This window comes from Franconibacter daqui (assembly GCF_014644275.1).
Lineage (GTDB): Bacteria > Pseudomonadota > Gammaproteobacteria > Enterobacterales > Enterobacteriaceae > Franconibacter > Franconibacter pulveris.
Genome location: NZ_BMKJ01000005.1, coordinates 32,651 through 47,898, shown reverse-complemented (window position 1 = coordinate 47,898; position 15,248 = coordinate 32,651). Strand labels below are relative to the sequence as shown.

Annotated in this window: 12 protein-coding genes; 2 read left to right on the top strand and 10 right to left on the bottom strand. The window is 58.4% G+C overall.

All coding sequences use genetic code 11. The annotated features are described in order from the left end of the window. Positions 1-120: 120 nt before the first annotated feature. Positions 121-306: a type II toxin-antitoxin system RelE/ParE family toxin gene (locus IEX01_RS21855; protein ID WP_229701865.1), complete on the top strand. Its 186-nt coding sequence runs from the start codon at positions 121-123 to the stop codon at positions 304-306. A 162-nt stretch (positions 307-468) separates the two neighbouring features. Here the strand turns inward: IEX01_RS21855 and IEX01_RS15900 are convergent, their stop codons facing one another. From IEX01_RS15900 to glyA, 5 genes are all read right to left on the bottom strand, one after another. Beyond that, a complete protein-coding gene (locus tag IEX01_RS15900; RefSeq protein WP_188724159.1) occupies positions 469-1,029 on the bottom strand; it encodes a DsbA family protein in 561 nt (186 codons plus the stop codon). A 135-nt stretch (positions 1,030-1,164) separates the two neighbouring features. After that, positions 1,165-2,820 (bottom strand): methyl-accepting chemotaxis protein, encoded by a 1,656-nt coding sequence (locus IEX01_RS15895; RefSeq protein WP_188724158.1) that lies wholly within the window; start codon positions 2,818-2,820, stop codon positions 1,165-1,167. Positions 2,821-2,904: 84 nt separating this feature from the next. Further along, entirely contained in the window at positions 2,905-3,306 is a 402-nt protein-coding gene (locus IEX01_RS15890) for a carboxymuconolactone decarboxylase family protein (protein WP_024558765.1), read from the bottom strand. Positions 3,307-3,363: 57 nt separating this feature from the next. Continuing rightward, positions 3,364-3,726, bottom strand: coding sequence for a MerR family transcriptional regulator (locus IEX01_RS15885; RefSeq protein WP_048888597.1), 363 nt, complete (start codon positions 3,724-3,726; stop codon positions 3,364-3,366). Positions 3,727-3,784: 58 nt separating this feature from the next. Beyond that, a complete protein-coding gene (glyA, locus tag IEX01_RS15880; protein ID WP_024558767.1) occupies positions 3,785-5,038 on the bottom strand; it encodes a serine hydroxymethyltransferase in 1,254 nt (417 codons plus the stop codon). Positions 5,039-5,358: 320 nt separating this feature from the next. Here glyA and hmpA point away from each other — a divergent pair, with 320 nt between their 5' ends. Then, entirely contained in the window at positions 5,359-6,549 is a 1,191-nt protein-coding gene (hmpA, locus tag IEX01_RS15875; RefSeq protein WP_024558768.1) for an NO-inducible flavohemoprotein, read from the top strand. Between the two features lie 130 nt (positions 6,550-6,679). Here hmpA and glnB read toward each other — a convergent pair whose 3' ends face one another. The 5 genes from glnB to purL all read right to left on the bottom strand — a co-directional run bounded on the left by glnB (position 6,680) and on the right by purL (position 15,116). Beyond that, on the bottom strand, positions 6,680-7,018 hold the full coding sequence (gene glnB, locus IEX01_RS15870; protein ID WP_002438074.1) for a nitrogen regulatory protein P-II: 339 nt from the start codon (positions 7,016-7,018) through the stop codon (positions 6,680-6,682). A gap of 97 nt (positions 7,019-7,115) precedes the next feature. Next, positions 7,116-8,453, bottom strand: coding sequence for a two-component system response regulator GlrR (gene glrR, locus IEX01_RS15865; RefSeq protein WP_024558769.1), 1,338 nt, complete (start codon positions 8,451-8,453; stop codon positions 7,116-7,118). Then, positions 8,450-9,226: a two-component system QseEF-associated lipoprotein QseG gene (qseG, locus tag IEX01_RS15860; protein WP_188724157.1), complete on the bottom strand. Its 777-nt coding sequence runs from the start codon at positions 9,224-9,226 to the stop codon at positions 8,450-8,452. The genes glrR and qseG overlap by 4 nt, the downstream gene beginning before the upstream one ends. Continuing rightward, entirely contained in the window at positions 9,223-10,659 is a 1,437-nt protein-coding gene (locus IEX01_RS15855) for a sensor histidine kinase (protein ID WP_024558771.1), read from the bottom strand. The genes qseG and IEX01_RS15855 overlap by 4 nt, the downstream gene beginning before the upstream one ends. A gap of 569 nt (positions 10,660-11,228) precedes the next feature. Next, positions 11,229-15,116, bottom strand: a complete 3,888-nt coding sequence (gene purL / locus IEX01_RS15850) for a phosphoribosylformylglycinamidine synthase (protein ID WP_048888601.1) — start codon at positions 15,114-15,116, stop codon at positions 11,229-11,231. Between the last annotated feature and the right edge of the window lie 132 nt (positions 15,117-15,248).

Below are 15,248 nucleotides of genomic sequence, written 5' to 3'. Positions count from 1 at the left end.
TTGCGGAGGCGATAGTCTGGCGGGATATCGGCTGTCGCGCAAGACGTAACATTGCTTTAACATTAACAGAAGTAAGGTGATCGGAACGTCAGTTAAGGGAAGCTGAATTAAGGAAATAAAGTGCGGCGGGTTACATGGAAAGAACAGGCGCTAAACGATTTGGCCAATATCCTTGATTACATCGAGCAACAGAACCCCGTAGCAAGCAGAAAATTGCTGGAACAGATGATGCGGGTTGCCGATAGCCTGCCCTCTCATCCTTCACTTTACCGCTCGGTAGAGTACCCGGCACCCGCGAAGCGGTAGTCCATCCACATTACGTGTTGATTTACAGAGAATCGGAGCTGCAAACAGAAACCTTGCGCGTGCTGCATACGCGCAGAGAATATCCCTGAAAAGAGCGGAAGGAGGAAACCTCCTTCCGGCATGGTTTTCATTCTGGATAAAGCCAGGCGTGAATGATTTTTCTCAGGCCAGGATGCGCTCAGCCCAGACGCTGATATCATCGCCGCTGCCTAAATCAGGCTGCACCAGGCCGTTGACCATAAAAGTGGGCGACACATGGATGCCGTTCTGGCGGGCGTATTTGCAGTGCCATTTAATCAGCTGTTGCAGTTCGGCGCGCGCGAAAGGCTCATCTACGTTCACGCCGCTGTAGCGCTCAATGCGCTGCATAATTTGATGTGGCGTGGCGTCCATATTCGGGCCGCGGCAGTGGTCGGTAAACTCAAACTCTTCACGATGATCGCCTACCGCTTTCATCACTTTCCAGGCTGCCGCTTTGCCCTCCGGCAGCGTGGAGGCCGCGAGGATATAGCGCACAATAACGCCGGAAAACAGGTGCCAGGGCTGCGACTGCAGGCGAATTTTCACCGTAACTTTGTCTTCACCAACGTGGTCAAGCAGCGCTTCAAGCTTGTTAAACGCTTTGACTGAAAAAGGACAGGTCGGCTCAAGGAAGACTTCAAATACGCGAGGGCCGTGGCCCCACTCCAGCGGCGCACCGTGCAGTGTCGTTGTTGCGTTCATGCGAACTCCTGTTTGCAGAAGGACGGGGTTGTGTGCCAGCACCTTACCACGTAACCGCCGGATTCACCTGCCCTCTTTGACCCTGCACTCTGGCCTTCGCATAAAAAAGCCCTGCGCTAAGCAGGGCGTTTTTTGTCAGAAAGCGACCCAGTCGTCGGTGCGCTTCACGCTAGTCGCCGCGACGGGGGCTGGCTTAACGGCAGGCGTTGGCGCGCTTTGCGCGGTTTTCTGCTCGCCTGATGAGAGGCGGAACTTACGCACCGCGCTTTGCAGCTCGTCCGTCTGGCGCTCCAGCGCGGCGGCGGCGGCGGAGACCTGCTCCACCAGCGAAGCGTTCTGCTGCGTTACGCTATCCATCTGGGCGATGGCCGTGCCGACCTGCGAAATCCCTTTGCTCTGTTCTTCCGAAGCGGAGGCTATCTGCTTCATGATGGTGCTGACATTGTTCACCGCGTTCAGGATCTCCGTCATCGTTGCGCCCGCTTCATTCACCAGACGAGATCCCTCTTCCACGCGGCCGACGGAATCGGCAATCAGCGTTTCAATCTCTTTTGCCGCTCCGGCGCTGCGGCTGGCGAGATTACGCACTTCGCCCGCCACGACGGCGAAGCCCCGCCCCTGTTCGCCCGCGCGCGCCGCTTCCACCGCCGCGTTTAGCGCCAGAATGTTGGTCTGAAAAGCGATGCTGTTGATGACGCTGGTGATATCCGCAATTTTCTTCGAGCTGCCGGAAATGCCTTCCATGGTGCTCACTACGCTCCCGACCAGCGTGCCGCCTTTGCTGGCGGTGTTCGAGGCGGTCTGCGCAAGATCGCTTGCCTGGCGAGCGTTATCGGCGTTGAGTTTTACCGTAGCGGTGAGCTGTTCCATGCTGGCGGCCGTCTCTTCAAGCGCCGAGGCCTGCTCTTCAGTACGCGAAGAGAGATCGTTATTGCCCGCTGAAATCTCCGCCGCGCCGCGCCAGATATTCTCGCTACCGCTGCGAATGGCGCTTACCGCCTCGCGCAGGCTGTCCTGCATCGCCGTTAACAGCGGCACAAGCTTGCCTACGCAGTTGCGGCCCATCTCCTGCACCGGCTGGCTGAGATCGCCTTCGGCAATCAGACGGAAGTGATGGCGAATGCGGTCGAGCGGCTTCACCAGCATGACAACCAGATAGCGGTCGGTCAGCAGCAGCAACAGCAGGCCGATAATCACCGCGACGATAATAATGGCTTTTGTCATCTGAGTGAGTGAATCCACCCGCACGCGCGCCTCGTCAAGGCGGGCGCTGGCCGTGGCGGTGAACTTTTCCGCCGCCGCGCCGAAAGCCCGGCTCAACGCTGGCGTAACGTTATTCGCCTGCGCGCGATACTGCTCAAGCGTGCCTTCCCGCGCGAGCTTCATTTGTGGCGCAACCCCTTCGTCCAGCAGTTTCTGCCAGTTATTGATGGTCTGCTGCGAGACGGCGACATCCATTGGTCCGGGGGAGAGGCGTTTAAACGTCTCAAGCTGCTTCGTCATCCCCTCCAGCGCCTGTTGCGCCGGGGCAAAAGCGCTGGCATCGGGCGAGCCGCCAGCAGCTTTCGTCTCCATCACGCGGGAAAGCCGCGTGACGAAGCGAAAATACTGATCGTTGCCTTTACTGAGCACGCTCATCTGCGTCACCAGTTCACGATCCACCTCGTTACCCTTGCCAAGTTGCGAAAGCGAGTACGCGCTGTAGAGACCGACGCCCAGCCATAGCAGGCAGAACAACCCCAGCACGGCGAGCATGACTGAACGTATCGAAAAATTTTTGAGCAAACCCATAATCAATTCCCTGCCTGAAAGGAGTGTGGCCCGAAGGCCTTCCACCCGGTTATCGGCAGGGAGACGGGAACTTGTAACGATTTGTTATGGAACTGTGGTCTGACTTCTGTTCTGGTCATGTTCCTGAAAAACCGCTTTTGCGGTAAACATCGCATTCAGCGCCGCCGGAAACCCGGCGTAAAGCGACATCTGGATAATAACCTCAATCAACTCTTCCCGCGTGCAGCCCACATTAAGCGCGGCGTGAAGATGCACCGCCAGCTGCGGCTGCGCGTGGCCAAGTGCGGTAAGCGCGGCGACGGTGGCAAGCTCCCGGCTTTTTAGATCCAGTCCCGGGCGGCTGTAAACATCGCCAAAGCCGTATTCAATAACGTAGCGGCCCAGATCCGGCGCGATGTCGGCCAGCGCGGCAATGACCTTTTCTCCTGCGGCGCCGTCGATTTCCGTCAGGCGCGCCAGGCCCGTTTCATAACGTGATGCAGTCATGTTGTTCTCCTCATGGTGTTGATAAGAACAACGGTAAACCTTCGAGTAAACTCCAGGTCAAGCGCGGTTTTTTAAAAGCTCCCGGTCGTACCAGGCCATCTTTTCCTTCAGCCGCTCCAGATGAACGACCTGCTCAGCCAGTCGCCGCTCCAGCCTTTCGGCATGCTCCGCCAGCAAGGCGCGACGCTCGGCGGCGGTACCCTCGCCCTGGCTTCGCAGCGCGGCATAGCGCTGGATCTCCTCAAGCGGCATATCCGTCGCTTTGAGCCGTCGGATAAACGCCGCCCAGTCGATGTCGCTCTGGCGATAGTCGCGGTGGCCCGCCGCGTTGCGCCCCGGAACCAGTAATCCCAGCTTTTCATAGTAGCGCAGGGTATGCGCCGTAAGACCGGTGAGTTCAGCAAATGCCTGTATCCGCATATCGCCTCCAGACCAATAAAAAAGGCCGCACAAGGCGGCCTCTGTTTTGCAATAACGCTTATGCGTAAACCGGGAAACGCGCGCAAATATCCAGCACTTTCTGCTTGATGCGCTCAATGGTCGCTTCGTCGTTGATATTGTCCAGCACGTCGCACATCCAGCCAGCCAGCTCCTGCACTTCCGCTTCTTTGAAGCCGCGACGGGTTACCGCCGGAGAACCGATACGGATACCGGAAGTCACAAACGGGCTCTTCGGATCGTTCGGCACGCTGTTTTTGTTAACGGTGATGTTGGCGCGGCCGAGCGCGGCGTCCGCCTCTTTACCGGTCAGGTTCTTATCTACCAGATCCAGCAGGAACAGGTGGTTTTCAGTACCGCCAGATACCACTTTGTAGCCACGGTTCAGGAACACTTCCACCATCGCTTTGGCGTTTTTCGCAACCTGCTGCTGGTAGGTTTTGAACTCCGGCTCCATCGCTTCTTTCAACGCCACCGCTTTCGCCGCGATAACGTGCATCAGCGGGCCGCCCTGCGCGCTCGGGAACACCGCAGAGTTCAGTTTTTTGTACAGCTCTTCGCTGCCGCCTTTGGCGAGGATCAGACCGCCGCGCGGGCCCGCCAGCGTTTTGTGCGTGGTGGTGGTCACAACGTGCGCATGCGGAACCGGGTTCGGGTAAACGCCTGCGGCAATGAGGCCCGCCACGTGCGCCATGTCAACGAACAGGTACGCGCCGATGCTGTCGGCGATTTCACGCATTTTCGCCCAGTCAACGATACCGGAGTAAGCGGAGAAGCCGCCGATGATCATCTTCGGCTTGTGCTCTTTAGCCTGCTTCGCCATGTCTTCGTAGTCAATTTTACCGGACTCATCGATACCGTAAGGGATGATGTTGTAGAGCTTGCCGGAGAAGTTAACCGGAGAGCCGTGCGTCAGGTGGCCGCCCTGCGCCAGGTTCATACCCAGCACGGTATCGCCCGGTTGCAGCAGCGCGGTGTAGACCGCGAAGTTCGCCTGGGAGCCAGAGTGCGGCTGGACGTTGGCGTAGTCTGCGCCAAACAGTTCTTTCGCGCGGTCGATAGCCAGTTGCTCAACGATGTCGACATATTCGCAGCCGCCGTAGTAGCGCTTGCCCGGATAGCCTTCGGCATATTTGTTGGTCAGCTGAGAGCCCTGAGCCTGCATTACGCGCGGGCTGGTGTAGTTTTCGGAGGCGATCAGTTCAATGTGCTCTTCCTGACGTACTTTCTCTTGCTCCATCGCCTGCCAAAGTTCGGCATCATAATCGGCAATGTTCATTTCACGCTTTAACATCCGCATCTCCTGACTCAGCTAACGGTAAATTTACTGCATTTTGAAGGGCCCTTGCAGGCAACGCGCAACAGTGTAAACCGCCTGACCGGTATTGACAAAGATTTTTACGCAAACGTTTGGCATGCCGCAGGACAAGGCCCTGCCGCGCTTTAGTCAAGCCAGTGAATCACGATTTCTTTTCAGCTTTGTGATGCAGATTTCTCAACATCCCGCCCCGTTTCGCCTGTAAAGAGAAAAACCCTTTACACGGCAGGGAGACCTTTTATAAGATGCATTTAAAATACAACTTATAGATATTTCTCTTTGTTAAGGAAGCTGCCATGCTTGATGCACAAACCATCGCCGTTGTGAAATCCACTATCCCCCTGCTCGCCGCTACCGGCCCGAAACTCACCGCCCACTTTTACGACCGGATGTTTACTCACAACCCGGAACTGAAAGAGATTTTCAACATGAGCAACCAGCGCAACGGCGACCAGCGCGAAGCACTGTTCAACGCCATTTGCGCTTACGCTACTCACATTGAAAACCTCGCGGCGCTGCTGCCGGCGGTGGAAAAAATCGCCCAGAAGCACACCAGCTTTCAGATTAAACCCGAGCAGTACAATATTGTCGGCGGTCATCTGCTCGCCACGCTGGATGAGATGTTCAGCCCGGGCCAGGAAGTGCTGGACGCCTGGGGCAAAGCGTACGGTGTGTTAGCCCAGGTGTTTATCAACCGCGAAGCGCAGATTTATCAGGACAACGCGGCGAAAACCGGCGGCTGGGAAGGGACCCGCGCGTTTCGCATCGTTGAGAGAAAACCGCAAAGCGCGATTATCACAAGCTTCGAATTCGAGCCGGTGGACGGCCAGCCGGTGGCGGATTATCTGCCAGGCCAGTATGTAGGGGTGTGGATCAAACCCGACGGGTTCGCGCATCAGGAGATTCGCCAGTACTCGCTCACACGCAAGCCGAATGGCAAAACTTACCGCATCGCGGTCAAGCGCGAGGGCGAAGGTCAGGTTTCTAACTGGTTGCATAACGCAGCAAAAGTGGGCGATGTGGTGCAGCTTGCCGCGCCAGCAGGCGATTTCTTTATGCAGGTTGCGCCGACCACACCGGTCACGTTGATTTCCGCAGGCGTTGGTCAGACGCCGATGCTGGCGATGCTCGATACCCTTTCCCAGGCAAAACACCCGGCGCAGGTAAACTGGTTCCACGCAGCGGAACAGGGTGATGTGCATGCGTTCGCCGACGAAGTGGCGCGGCTTGGCGCCGAGCTGCCGCGCTTTACCCGCCATATCTGGTACCGTTCGCCTTCTGAGGCAGACCGCGAGGCGGCGCGCTTTCAGAGCGAAGGGCTGATGGAGCTTGGTCTGCACGAAGGGCATTTCAGCGCGCCGGAAATGCAGTTTTACCTTTGCGGCCCGGTGGCGTTTATGCAATTCGCCGCAGAGCAACTGGTAGCGCTGGGCGTAAGCAGCGAGCGCATTCACTACGAGTGCTTTGGGCCGCATAAGGTGCTTTAACGCAATGCGGCGGGGCGTGTGCTTACCCGCCGTGAGCGTGGCGCCAATGCGCCGGGCGTGAATCCCACTCTCTCACGCCCATAAAAAAGGCAGGTCCAACGACCTGCCTTTTTGTTGAAGCAACGCGCCGTTAGATAGCCGCGTCGTCTTCTTCGCCGGTGCGGATGCGCACCACGCGCGCCACATCGAAAACGAAAATTTTGCCGTCGCCGATTTTACCGGTCTGGGCGGTGCGAATAATGGTGTCCACGCAGGTATCGACAATATCGTCGGTCACCACAATCTCAATTTTCACTTTCGGCAGAAAATCGACCATATACTCAGCGCCGCGGTAAAGCTCGGTATGACCTTTCTGGCGACCAAACCCTTTCACCTCAGTCACCGTCATCCCGGTAATGCCTACTTCCGCCAGCGCTTCACGCACATCATCCAGTTTGAAGGGTTTAATAATCGCATCAATCTTTTTCATGGTGGATCCTTAACTCTTTCACGCCTGCCCGGCGCGGCTCAACTGCGTAATCGGTGGCTCAAATTACCACAATCCGGCGCCTTTTGGCGCATGAAAACTACTCTTTGAAATCATTAGCGTCGAGTTCATGACGAGAGAGCAGTTTATAGAACTCGGTGCGGTTGCGTCCGGCCATCCGCGCCGCATGGGTAACATTGCCACGGGTAATTTGCAGCAGTTTGCGCAGGTAGTTAAGTTCAAACTGATTGCGCGCCTCCACAAAGGTCGGCAGCACCGTGTTTTCCCCTTCCAGCGCCTGCTCCACCAGCGCCTCGCTGATGACCGGCGCCGAGGTGAGCGCCACGCACTGCTCAATCACGTTCACCAGCTGGCGCACGTTGCCGGGCCAGCCTGCCGCCATCAGACGCTTCATGGCGTCGGTAGAAAAGCTGCGCACGAAGGGTTTATGCCTGTCCGCCGCCTGGCGCAGCAGATGGTTCGCCAGCAGGGGAATATCCTCGGCGCGCTCCTGCAGCGTCGGGATTTTGAGCGTCACCACATTCAGTCGATAAAAGAGATCTTCACGGAATTCGCCGCGCGCCATCGCTTTTGGCAAATCGCGGTGGGTCGCGGAGATAATACGCACGTCGATGTCGATATCCCGGTTGCTGCCAAGCGGGCGAACCTTGCGCTCCTGCAACACGCGCAGCAGTTTTACCTGCAAGGGGATAGGCATATCGCCAATCTCGTCAAGAAACAGCGTGCCCCCCTCCGCCGCCTGAAACAGCCCTTCCCGGCTGCTGACCGCGCCGGTAAAGGCGCCGCGCGCATGGCCAAACAGTTCAGACTCCAGCAACTGTTCCGGCAGCGCGCCGCAGTTAATCGCGATAAAGGCGTTTTTACCCCGGCTGCTGGCGCTATGGATAGCCTGGGCCAGTACCTCTTTGCCGGTACCGCTCTGCCCGTTAATGAGAATGCTCACGTCAGACTGCGCCACCATGCGCGCCTGTTCAAGCAGGCGCAGCATAACCGGGCTGCGGGTGACGATGGTCTCGCTCCACGGGTCGTCACCGGCAATGACCGTATGGGCGAGCGCGTCGTCTATCGCTTTGTAGAGCGCGTCTTTATCCACCGGTTTAGTGAGGAAACTGAAAACGCCGCGCTGCGTGGCGGCCACCGCGTCGGGAATCGAACCGTGGGCGGTCAGGATGATAACCGGCATGCCCGGCTGGATTTTCTGGATCTCGGCGAACAGCTGCATGCCGTCCATCTCATCCATGCGCAGGTCGCTTATTACCAGGTCGATTTTCTCACGCACCAGCAGGCGCAGCCCCTCCTGGCCGCTTTCCGCCGTTGAGACGGAAAACCCTTCGCTGGTCAGCCGCAGGCCCAGCAGCTTCAGCAGCCCCGGGTCGTCGTCCACCAGCAACAGCCGGGCGGATTTATGTGATGTCATGGTTTCGCCTCCTCCTTCGCGGGCGCGCGTTCTTTATCAGCGGCGCTCCCTTCGTGAGATTTTGCGCCATCGGCGGGATGCTCCGGCTCCTGCAGGTAACCGCCCGCGCCTTTGCGCGTGGAGAGCTGACGTTCAATATCCGTCAGGTTCTCCAGCTTGCGGGTCGTCAAATTAAGCTGCGAGCGCAGGCGCTGTTGCTGCTCGCGCAGCGTATCAAGTTCAAGATCGGTAGATTGCTGGAGCTTGCTGTAGCGGCCGCGTTCGCTGGCAAGCTGCAGTTGCGCGGCTTGCCCGTCGCGCCAGACCTGAAAAAGCGGGCGTACGTGCGCGGGGATCTGCGCGGCCATCTCATCAAGGCGAGCAAAATAGTCGCGGCGCTCCATAGGGGTAATTTTGGCGTTCGCCAGCAGGATGCCGCGCTTGAATGTCGCCTGCCAGGTATCGTCCGGCCAGGCGCGGGCTTCAGCCCGGGCTTCCGCAGGTCCGAGCCGCTGCGCGCACTCCATGCCGCGCAGCCAGTAAAGCGGATTCGCCTCGATATGAGGGCCTCCCAGCTGCCAGATATCGGCGCAGTCGGTAGCGAAAAAATCCGGTAATTGCTGTTCTGGCAAAGCAGGTCGTTGATTCTGATGAATATTGCTGTGAATCGGCCCCTCTGCGCACCCGACCAGTAAAAGAGGCGCGAGCGCAAAAGAGGCCAGCGTGCGGAAAAAACCGCGCTGTAATGGGCGCGCGCGCAGGCGACGCCATGAGCTAACCGAAAATAAAGTCATTGTTTTAAGCTTTCCGGGTCAAAGACGGGCAATTCAATACGAAAACAAACGTCCGCGTTGTTATCGTCCACCAGACGAAGCTCGCCATGCATTCGGCGAATACCATCCCGGGCAATACTCAGTCCCAGGCCACTGCCTTTTACCGCCCCTTTTCGTTGATGGCTTCCCTGATAAAAAGGCTCGAAAATCAGCTCCCGCTCCGCTTGTGGGATCGGCGCGCCGCTATTGGCGACTTCTATGCGTATTTTTTGCCCAACCTGACGGCTGCGTAGGTAAATGTTACCGGATTCACTGCCATAGTACACCGCGTTGGAATAGAGATTGTCGAGCACGCTCATCAGCAAAGTGGGTTCCGCCAGACATTCGGTCGCTTCCAGATTAACCCCGGTATGCATCATTTTAGCGCGCGCCGGCAAACTGTGAGCGGTAATCACCATTTCAATAAGCGGCGCCAGATCCACTTTTTCAAGCTCCACCGCGCCGGTTGCCAGCTTGCGGTTGTAATCAAGCAACTGCTCGATAAGGGTTTGCAGATTGCGGCTGCTGTTATCAAGAATAGCCACCACCTCTTTTTGCTCCGCTGTCAGCGGCCCAACCACCTGATCGGCCAGCAATTCTGTGCCTTCGCGCATACTGGCAAGCGGCGTTTTTAGCTCATGGGAGATGTGACGTAAAAATTGATGCCGCTGGGATTCAAGCCAGGCGAGGCGCTCGCTCAGCCAGACGATACGCTGGCCTACGGAACGCAACTCGCGAGGGCCTTTAAACAAGCCGGCGCTGTCCGGCGTGCGCCCCTCCCCCAGCAGGTTAATCATGCGTTCAATGCTCTTCACCGGCCCGATAATCATGCGGGTGAAAAGCACCACCAGCACAAGGCTGACCAGAAACAGGCCCAGCGCCAGCCAGCCGAAGAATTGCCCGCGCTCGGCGATGACGCGCTGCAGTTGCTGCCCACGAGAAAAGATGGTGCTGCGGGTGATTTGCACCATCGAGGTATTGGCTTCGGCAAACGCCTTCAGGCGCGCGGCGGCCTGTTCATCCGGCCCGCTGTTAATGCAATGCAGCTGCGTCAACCCATTGAGGCTTTCACGTAATGAAGCGTAAAGGTTGTCGGCGGGAATAGCGGCCGCCTGCACATTCAGCATTTGTACATAGCGCCGACGCTGGTCCTGATAAACCCGCGCCAGCGTGTCGTCGTCTAATACGCAATACTGGCGGTAGCTGCGTTCCATCTCCAGCGCGGCATTGGTCATCGCCTCGCTGCGCCGGGCGTCGATGAGCGTTGAGCGGTTAACCAGCGCCGCCTGAGCGCTCAGCGCATTAAGGCTTTGCCAGGCCTGCCAGGCGAGGATCAAAAGCGGAACCAGCACCAGCACAAAAGCCATAATGACCAGTTGGCGCAGCGAGCGGGGAAAAACAGGCCAGCGTTTCAACAGCACTTTCTCCAGCAAGGGTAATGACCTGATGCTAGCCGAGACGGAGGCGTCATGAAAGGGCGACAGAAACAACAAAGGCAGGGTAATAACCCTGCCTTTGTTCTGGAATGAGGCGGTGCCTTACTCAACGTTTCGCCCTGGGCCTGAAATAGCAGCGCTATGATCAGAAGTTGGACGGCAGGCACCTGTTTGTGCGTCATTCGAAGTTTATGTAGCGCTCGCTTTGTGAAAACCAAAGGGGCTGACATAAGAAGGTGAATGAGCCACTAAGCCATATTATGCATCCATCATGCCAACACAGCCAGTAAAAAAATAAGTCACTGTAAATAATGTATTTTTAATTTATGACGCCGCTCTCAAATCTCATACTTTTTTCGTAGCGGTGTCTCCTGAAGGAGACGGTATATAAGCAATAATTTTATATTCTTATTTATCAATACATTAAATGTCGCCAATTAGAGACACCTCCTACCGGTTCTTGTTGCCGATCACCGACACTTTTCTTTACCGCCGCGAACCCATAAAAAAAGGGTCTCCGAAGAGACCCTTTTTCTGACAGGCAAGGCTTAGCCAAGCTGCTTGCGCGCGTTGCGGAAAATACGCATCCACGGGCTGTCTTCGCCCCAGTGAGTCGGGTGCCAGGAGTTCGCCACCGTGCGGAAAACGCGCTCCGGGTGCGGCATCATGATGGTCACGCGGCCGCTTTCGCTGGTCACGGCCGTGATGCCGTTCGGCGAGCCGTTCGGGTTTGCCGGGTAGTTCTCAGTCACCGCGCCGAAGTTATCAATGTAGCGCAGCGCCACCAGCCCTTTGCTTTCAAGCTGGGCGAGGTGCGCTTCGTTACGCACTTCCACACGGCCTTCGCCATGAGAGACGGCGATTGGCATATGCGAGCCCGCCATGCCGTCAAGCAGCAGCGACGGACTGGCGGCCACTTCCACCAGGCTAAAGCGCGCTTCAAAGCGATCTGAAGCGTTGCGCACAAAGCGCGGCCACAGTTCGCTGCCCGGGATCAGCTCACGCAGATTGGACATCATCTGACAGCCGTTGCACACGCCCAACGCCAGCGTCTGCGGACGGTGGAAGAAGGTTTCAAACTCATCGCGCACGCGCTCGTTGAAGAGGATGGACTTCGCCCAGCCTTCGCCCGCGCCCAGCACGTCGCCGTAAGAGAAGCCGCCGCACGCCACCAGCGCCTGGAAATCGTCCAGACCGCGACGGCCCGCCAGCAGGTCGCTCATATGCACGTCGATGGCGTCAAAACCGGCGCGATGGAACGCCGCCGCCATCTCGACGTGGGAGTTAACGCCCTGCTCGCGCAGCACCGCCACTTTCGGACGCGCGCCGGTCGCGATGAAAGGCGCTGCGACATCGGCGGCGATATCAAACGTCAACTTCACGTTAAGACCCGGATCGCTGTCGTTGGCTTTCGCTTCGTGCTCCTGGTCAGCGCAGGCCGGGTTGTCGCGCAGGCGCTGCATCTGCCAGGTGGTTTCCGCCCACCACATACGAAGCGTCGTGCGGCTTTCGCTGAAGACGGTGCTGCTGCCTGAGGTCAGCGTGAAGCGATCGCCCGCCACCGCTTTGCCCAGATAGTGCACGCAGTCGCCAAGACCGTGATCGTGAAGCACGCGCTCAACCTGCTCGCGATCGTCCGCCGCCACCTGGATCACCGCGCCCAGTTCTTCGTTAAAGAGCGCCGCCAGACGATCGTCGCCAAGCGAAGCGATATCCGCTTCAACGCCGCAGTGCCCGGCAAAGGCCATTTCCGCAAGCGTCACCAGCAGACCGCCGTCAGAGCGGTCGTGATAGGCGAGCAGGCGACGCTGCGCCACCAGCGCCTGAATGGCGTCATAGAAGCCTTTAAGCTGCGCTACGTCGCGCACGTCGGCAGGCTTGTCGCCAAGCTGGCGGTAAACCTGCGCCAGCGCAGTGGCGCCGAGCGTGTTTTCGCCTTTGCCGAGATCGATAAGCAGCAAGGCGTTATCGGTGGTGCAGAGCTGCGGCGTAACGGTGCGGCGCACATCTTCCACGCGAGCAAACGCCGTAATAACCAGCGAGAGCGGCGAGGTCATTTCGCGCTGCTCGTTGCCCTGCTGCCAGCGGGTTTTCATCGACATGGAGTCTTTACCCACCGGAATGGTCAGACCCAGCTGCGGGCAGAGCTCTTCGCCCACCGCTTTTACCGCTTCATACAGGCCCGCGTCTTCACCGGGATGCCCCGCTGCCGCCATCCAGTTTGCAGAGAGTTTTACGCGCTTGATGTCGCCGATTTGCGTGGCGGCGATGTTAGTCAGCGCTTCGCCGACTGCAAGACGCGCGGAAGCGGCGAAATCGAGCAGCGCCACCGGCGCGCGCTCGCCCATCGCCATCGCTTCGCCGTAGTAGCTGTCGAGGCTTGCGGTAGTCACCGCGCAGTTGGCCACCGGCACCTGCCACGGGCCCACCATCTGGTCGCGCGCCACCATGCCGGTTACGGTGCGGTCGCCGATGGTGACAAGGAACGTTTTTTCCGCCACGGTCGGCAAATGCAGCACGCGCTTCACCGCCTCTTCAAGCGTGATATCGGCGCGATCCAGCGCTTCGCCTTTCGCCTGCATGCGCTCAACGTTGCGGGTCATTTTCGGCGTCTTGCCCAGCAGCACATCGAGCGGCATATCGATAGGCTGGTTGTCGAAGTGACGGTCGTTCAGCGTCAGATGCTGCTCTTCGGTCGCTTCGCCAATCACTGCATAAGGGGCGCGTTCACGGCGGCAGAGTTCGTCAAACAGCGCGAGCTGCTCCGGCGCCACCGCCAGCACGTAACGCTCCTGGGATTCGTTACACCAGACTTCCAGCGGGCTCATGCCCGGCTCGTCGTTTAAAATGTCGCGCAGCTCGAAACGGCCGCCGCGACCGCCGTCGCTCACCAGTTCCGGCATGGCGTTGGAAAGACCGCCCGCGCCGACATCGTGAATAAAGAGAATGGGGTTGGCGTCGCCAAGCTGCCAGCAACGGTCAATCACCTCCTGGCAACGACGCTCCATTTCCGGGTTGTCGCGCTGCACGGAGGCGAAATCGAGGTCAGCGTCCGACTGGCCGGAAGCCATCGACGACGCCGCGCCGCCGCCAAGGCCGATGTTCATCGCCGGGCCGCCGAGCACAATCAGCTTCGCGCCAGGCGGGATTTCGCCTTTTTTCACATGCTCGCCGCGGATATTGCCAATGCCGCCCGCCAGCATGATTGGTTTGTGATAGCCGCGCAGCTCTTCGCCGTTGTGGCTGGTCACTTTCTCTTCATAGGTGCGGAAGTAGCCGTTGAGCGCAGGACGGCCGAATTCGTTGTTGAACGCCGCGCCGCCAAGCGGCCCTTCGGTCATGATGTCGAGGGCGTTAACAATACGATCCGGCTTGCCGAAATCTTCTTCCCACGGCTGTTCAAAGCCCGGGATGCGCAGGTTAGACACCGAGAAGCCCACCAGCCCCGCTTTCGGCTTCGCGCCGCGCCCGGTGGCGCCTTCGTCACGGATTTCGCCGCCGGAGCCGGTCGCTGCGCCCGGCCACGGAGAGATAGCGGTCGGGTGGTTGTGGGTTTCTACCTTCATCAGGATATGCGCTTTTTCCTGATGATAGTCATAACGGCCTTTGTCGTGGTCGGCAAAGAAACGTCCCACCGCAGACCCTTCCATCACCGCCGCGTTGTCTTTATAGGCGGAGAGCACAAATTCCGGCGTCTTCTCGAAGGTGTTTTTAATCATTTTGAACAGCGACTTCGGCTGCTGCTCGCCATCGATCACCCAATCGGCGTTGAAGATTTTGTGACGGCAGTGCTCGGAGTTCGCCTGGGCGAACATATAGAGTTCGATATCGTTCGGGTTGCGCCCAAGTTTTGTGAAAGCGTCAAACAGGTAATCAATCTCATCTTCCGCCAGCGCAAGGCCCAGCCGCAGGTTGGCTTCCACCAGCGCGCCGCGCCCCTGAGCCAGCAGGTCGACGCTCTGTACCGGCGCCGGTTCGTGGTGAGAAAAGAGCGCCTGCGCCGCTTCCAGCGAGTCGAAAACGGTTTCCATCATGCGGTCGTGCAGCTCGTCGGCGACGGCCTGCCACTGGGCGGCGGTTAAGCCAGAAGCGTCAACATACCAGGCCACGCCGCGCTCCAGGCGCTTTACCTGGGCCAGCGCGCAGTTGTGCGCGATATCGGTCGCTTTGGAAGACCAGGGGGAGATGGTGCCCGGGCGCGGCGTTACCAGCATCAGGCGGCCCGTCGGGGCATGGCTGCTGAGGCTCGGGCCATATTGCAACAGCCGCTCAAGGCGGGCGCGCTCTTCGGCACCGAGCGGGGCGTCGAGGTCAGCAAAATGGACATACTCGGCGTAAATGTCGCTTACCGGAAGGTGTGCATCTTTGAAACGAGCCAGCAGTTTGTTAATACGAAATGCCGACAGAGCGGGCGAACCACGCAGAATTTCCATCATCAAGTCTCTCGTCTTCGAAGCGCCAGGGGGCACTTCAGTGGGCGCAAGGGGGAAAACGGGCGTCATTATAGAGAATCCCCGGCCCCGACGAAACCGTTTGCGTAGAAATAAAATCAGGCTTTTTTCCCATTG

Bases quoted from the DNA above. Each gene is read 5' to 3' on its own strand.
- IEX01_RS15900 (WP_188724159.1), bottom strand. From the start codon at position 1,029: ATGAACGCAACAACGACACTGCACGGTGCGCCGCTGGAGTGGGGCCAC.
- purL (WP_048888601.1), bottom strand. From the start codon at position 15,116: ATGATGGAAATTCTGCGTGGTTCGCCCGCTCTGTCGGCATTTCGTATT.
- qseG (WP_188724157.1), bottom strand. From the start codon at position 9,226: ATGACTTTATTTTCGGTTAGCTCATGGCGTCGCCTGCGCGCGCGCCCA.
- hmpA (WP_024558768.1), top strand. From the start codon at position 5,359: ATGCTTGATGCACAAACCATCGCCGTTGTGAAATCCACTATCCCCCTG.
- glrR (WP_024558769.1), bottom strand. From the start codon at position 8,453: ATGACATCACATAAATCCGCCCGGCTGTTGCTGGTGGACGACGACCCG.
- IEX01_RS15890 (WP_024558765.1), bottom strand. From the start codon at position 3,306: ATGACTGCATCACGTTATGAAACGGGCCTGGCGCGCCTGACGGAAATC.
- glyA (WP_024558767.1), bottom strand. From the start codon at position 5,038: ATGTTAAAGCGTGAAATGAACATTGCCGATTATGATGCCGAACTTTGG.
- IEX01_RS15885 (WP_048888597.1), bottom strand. From the start codon at position 3,726: ATGCGGATACAGGCATTTGCTGAACTCACCGGTCTTACGGCGCATACC.
- glnB (WP_002438074.1), bottom strand. From the start codon at position 7,018: ATGAAAAAGATTGATGCGATTATTAAACCCTTCAAACTGGATGATGTG.
- IEX01_RS15895 (WP_188724158.1), bottom strand. From the start codon at position 2,820: ATGGGTTTGCTCAAAAATTTTTCGATACGTTCAGTCATGCTCGCCGTG.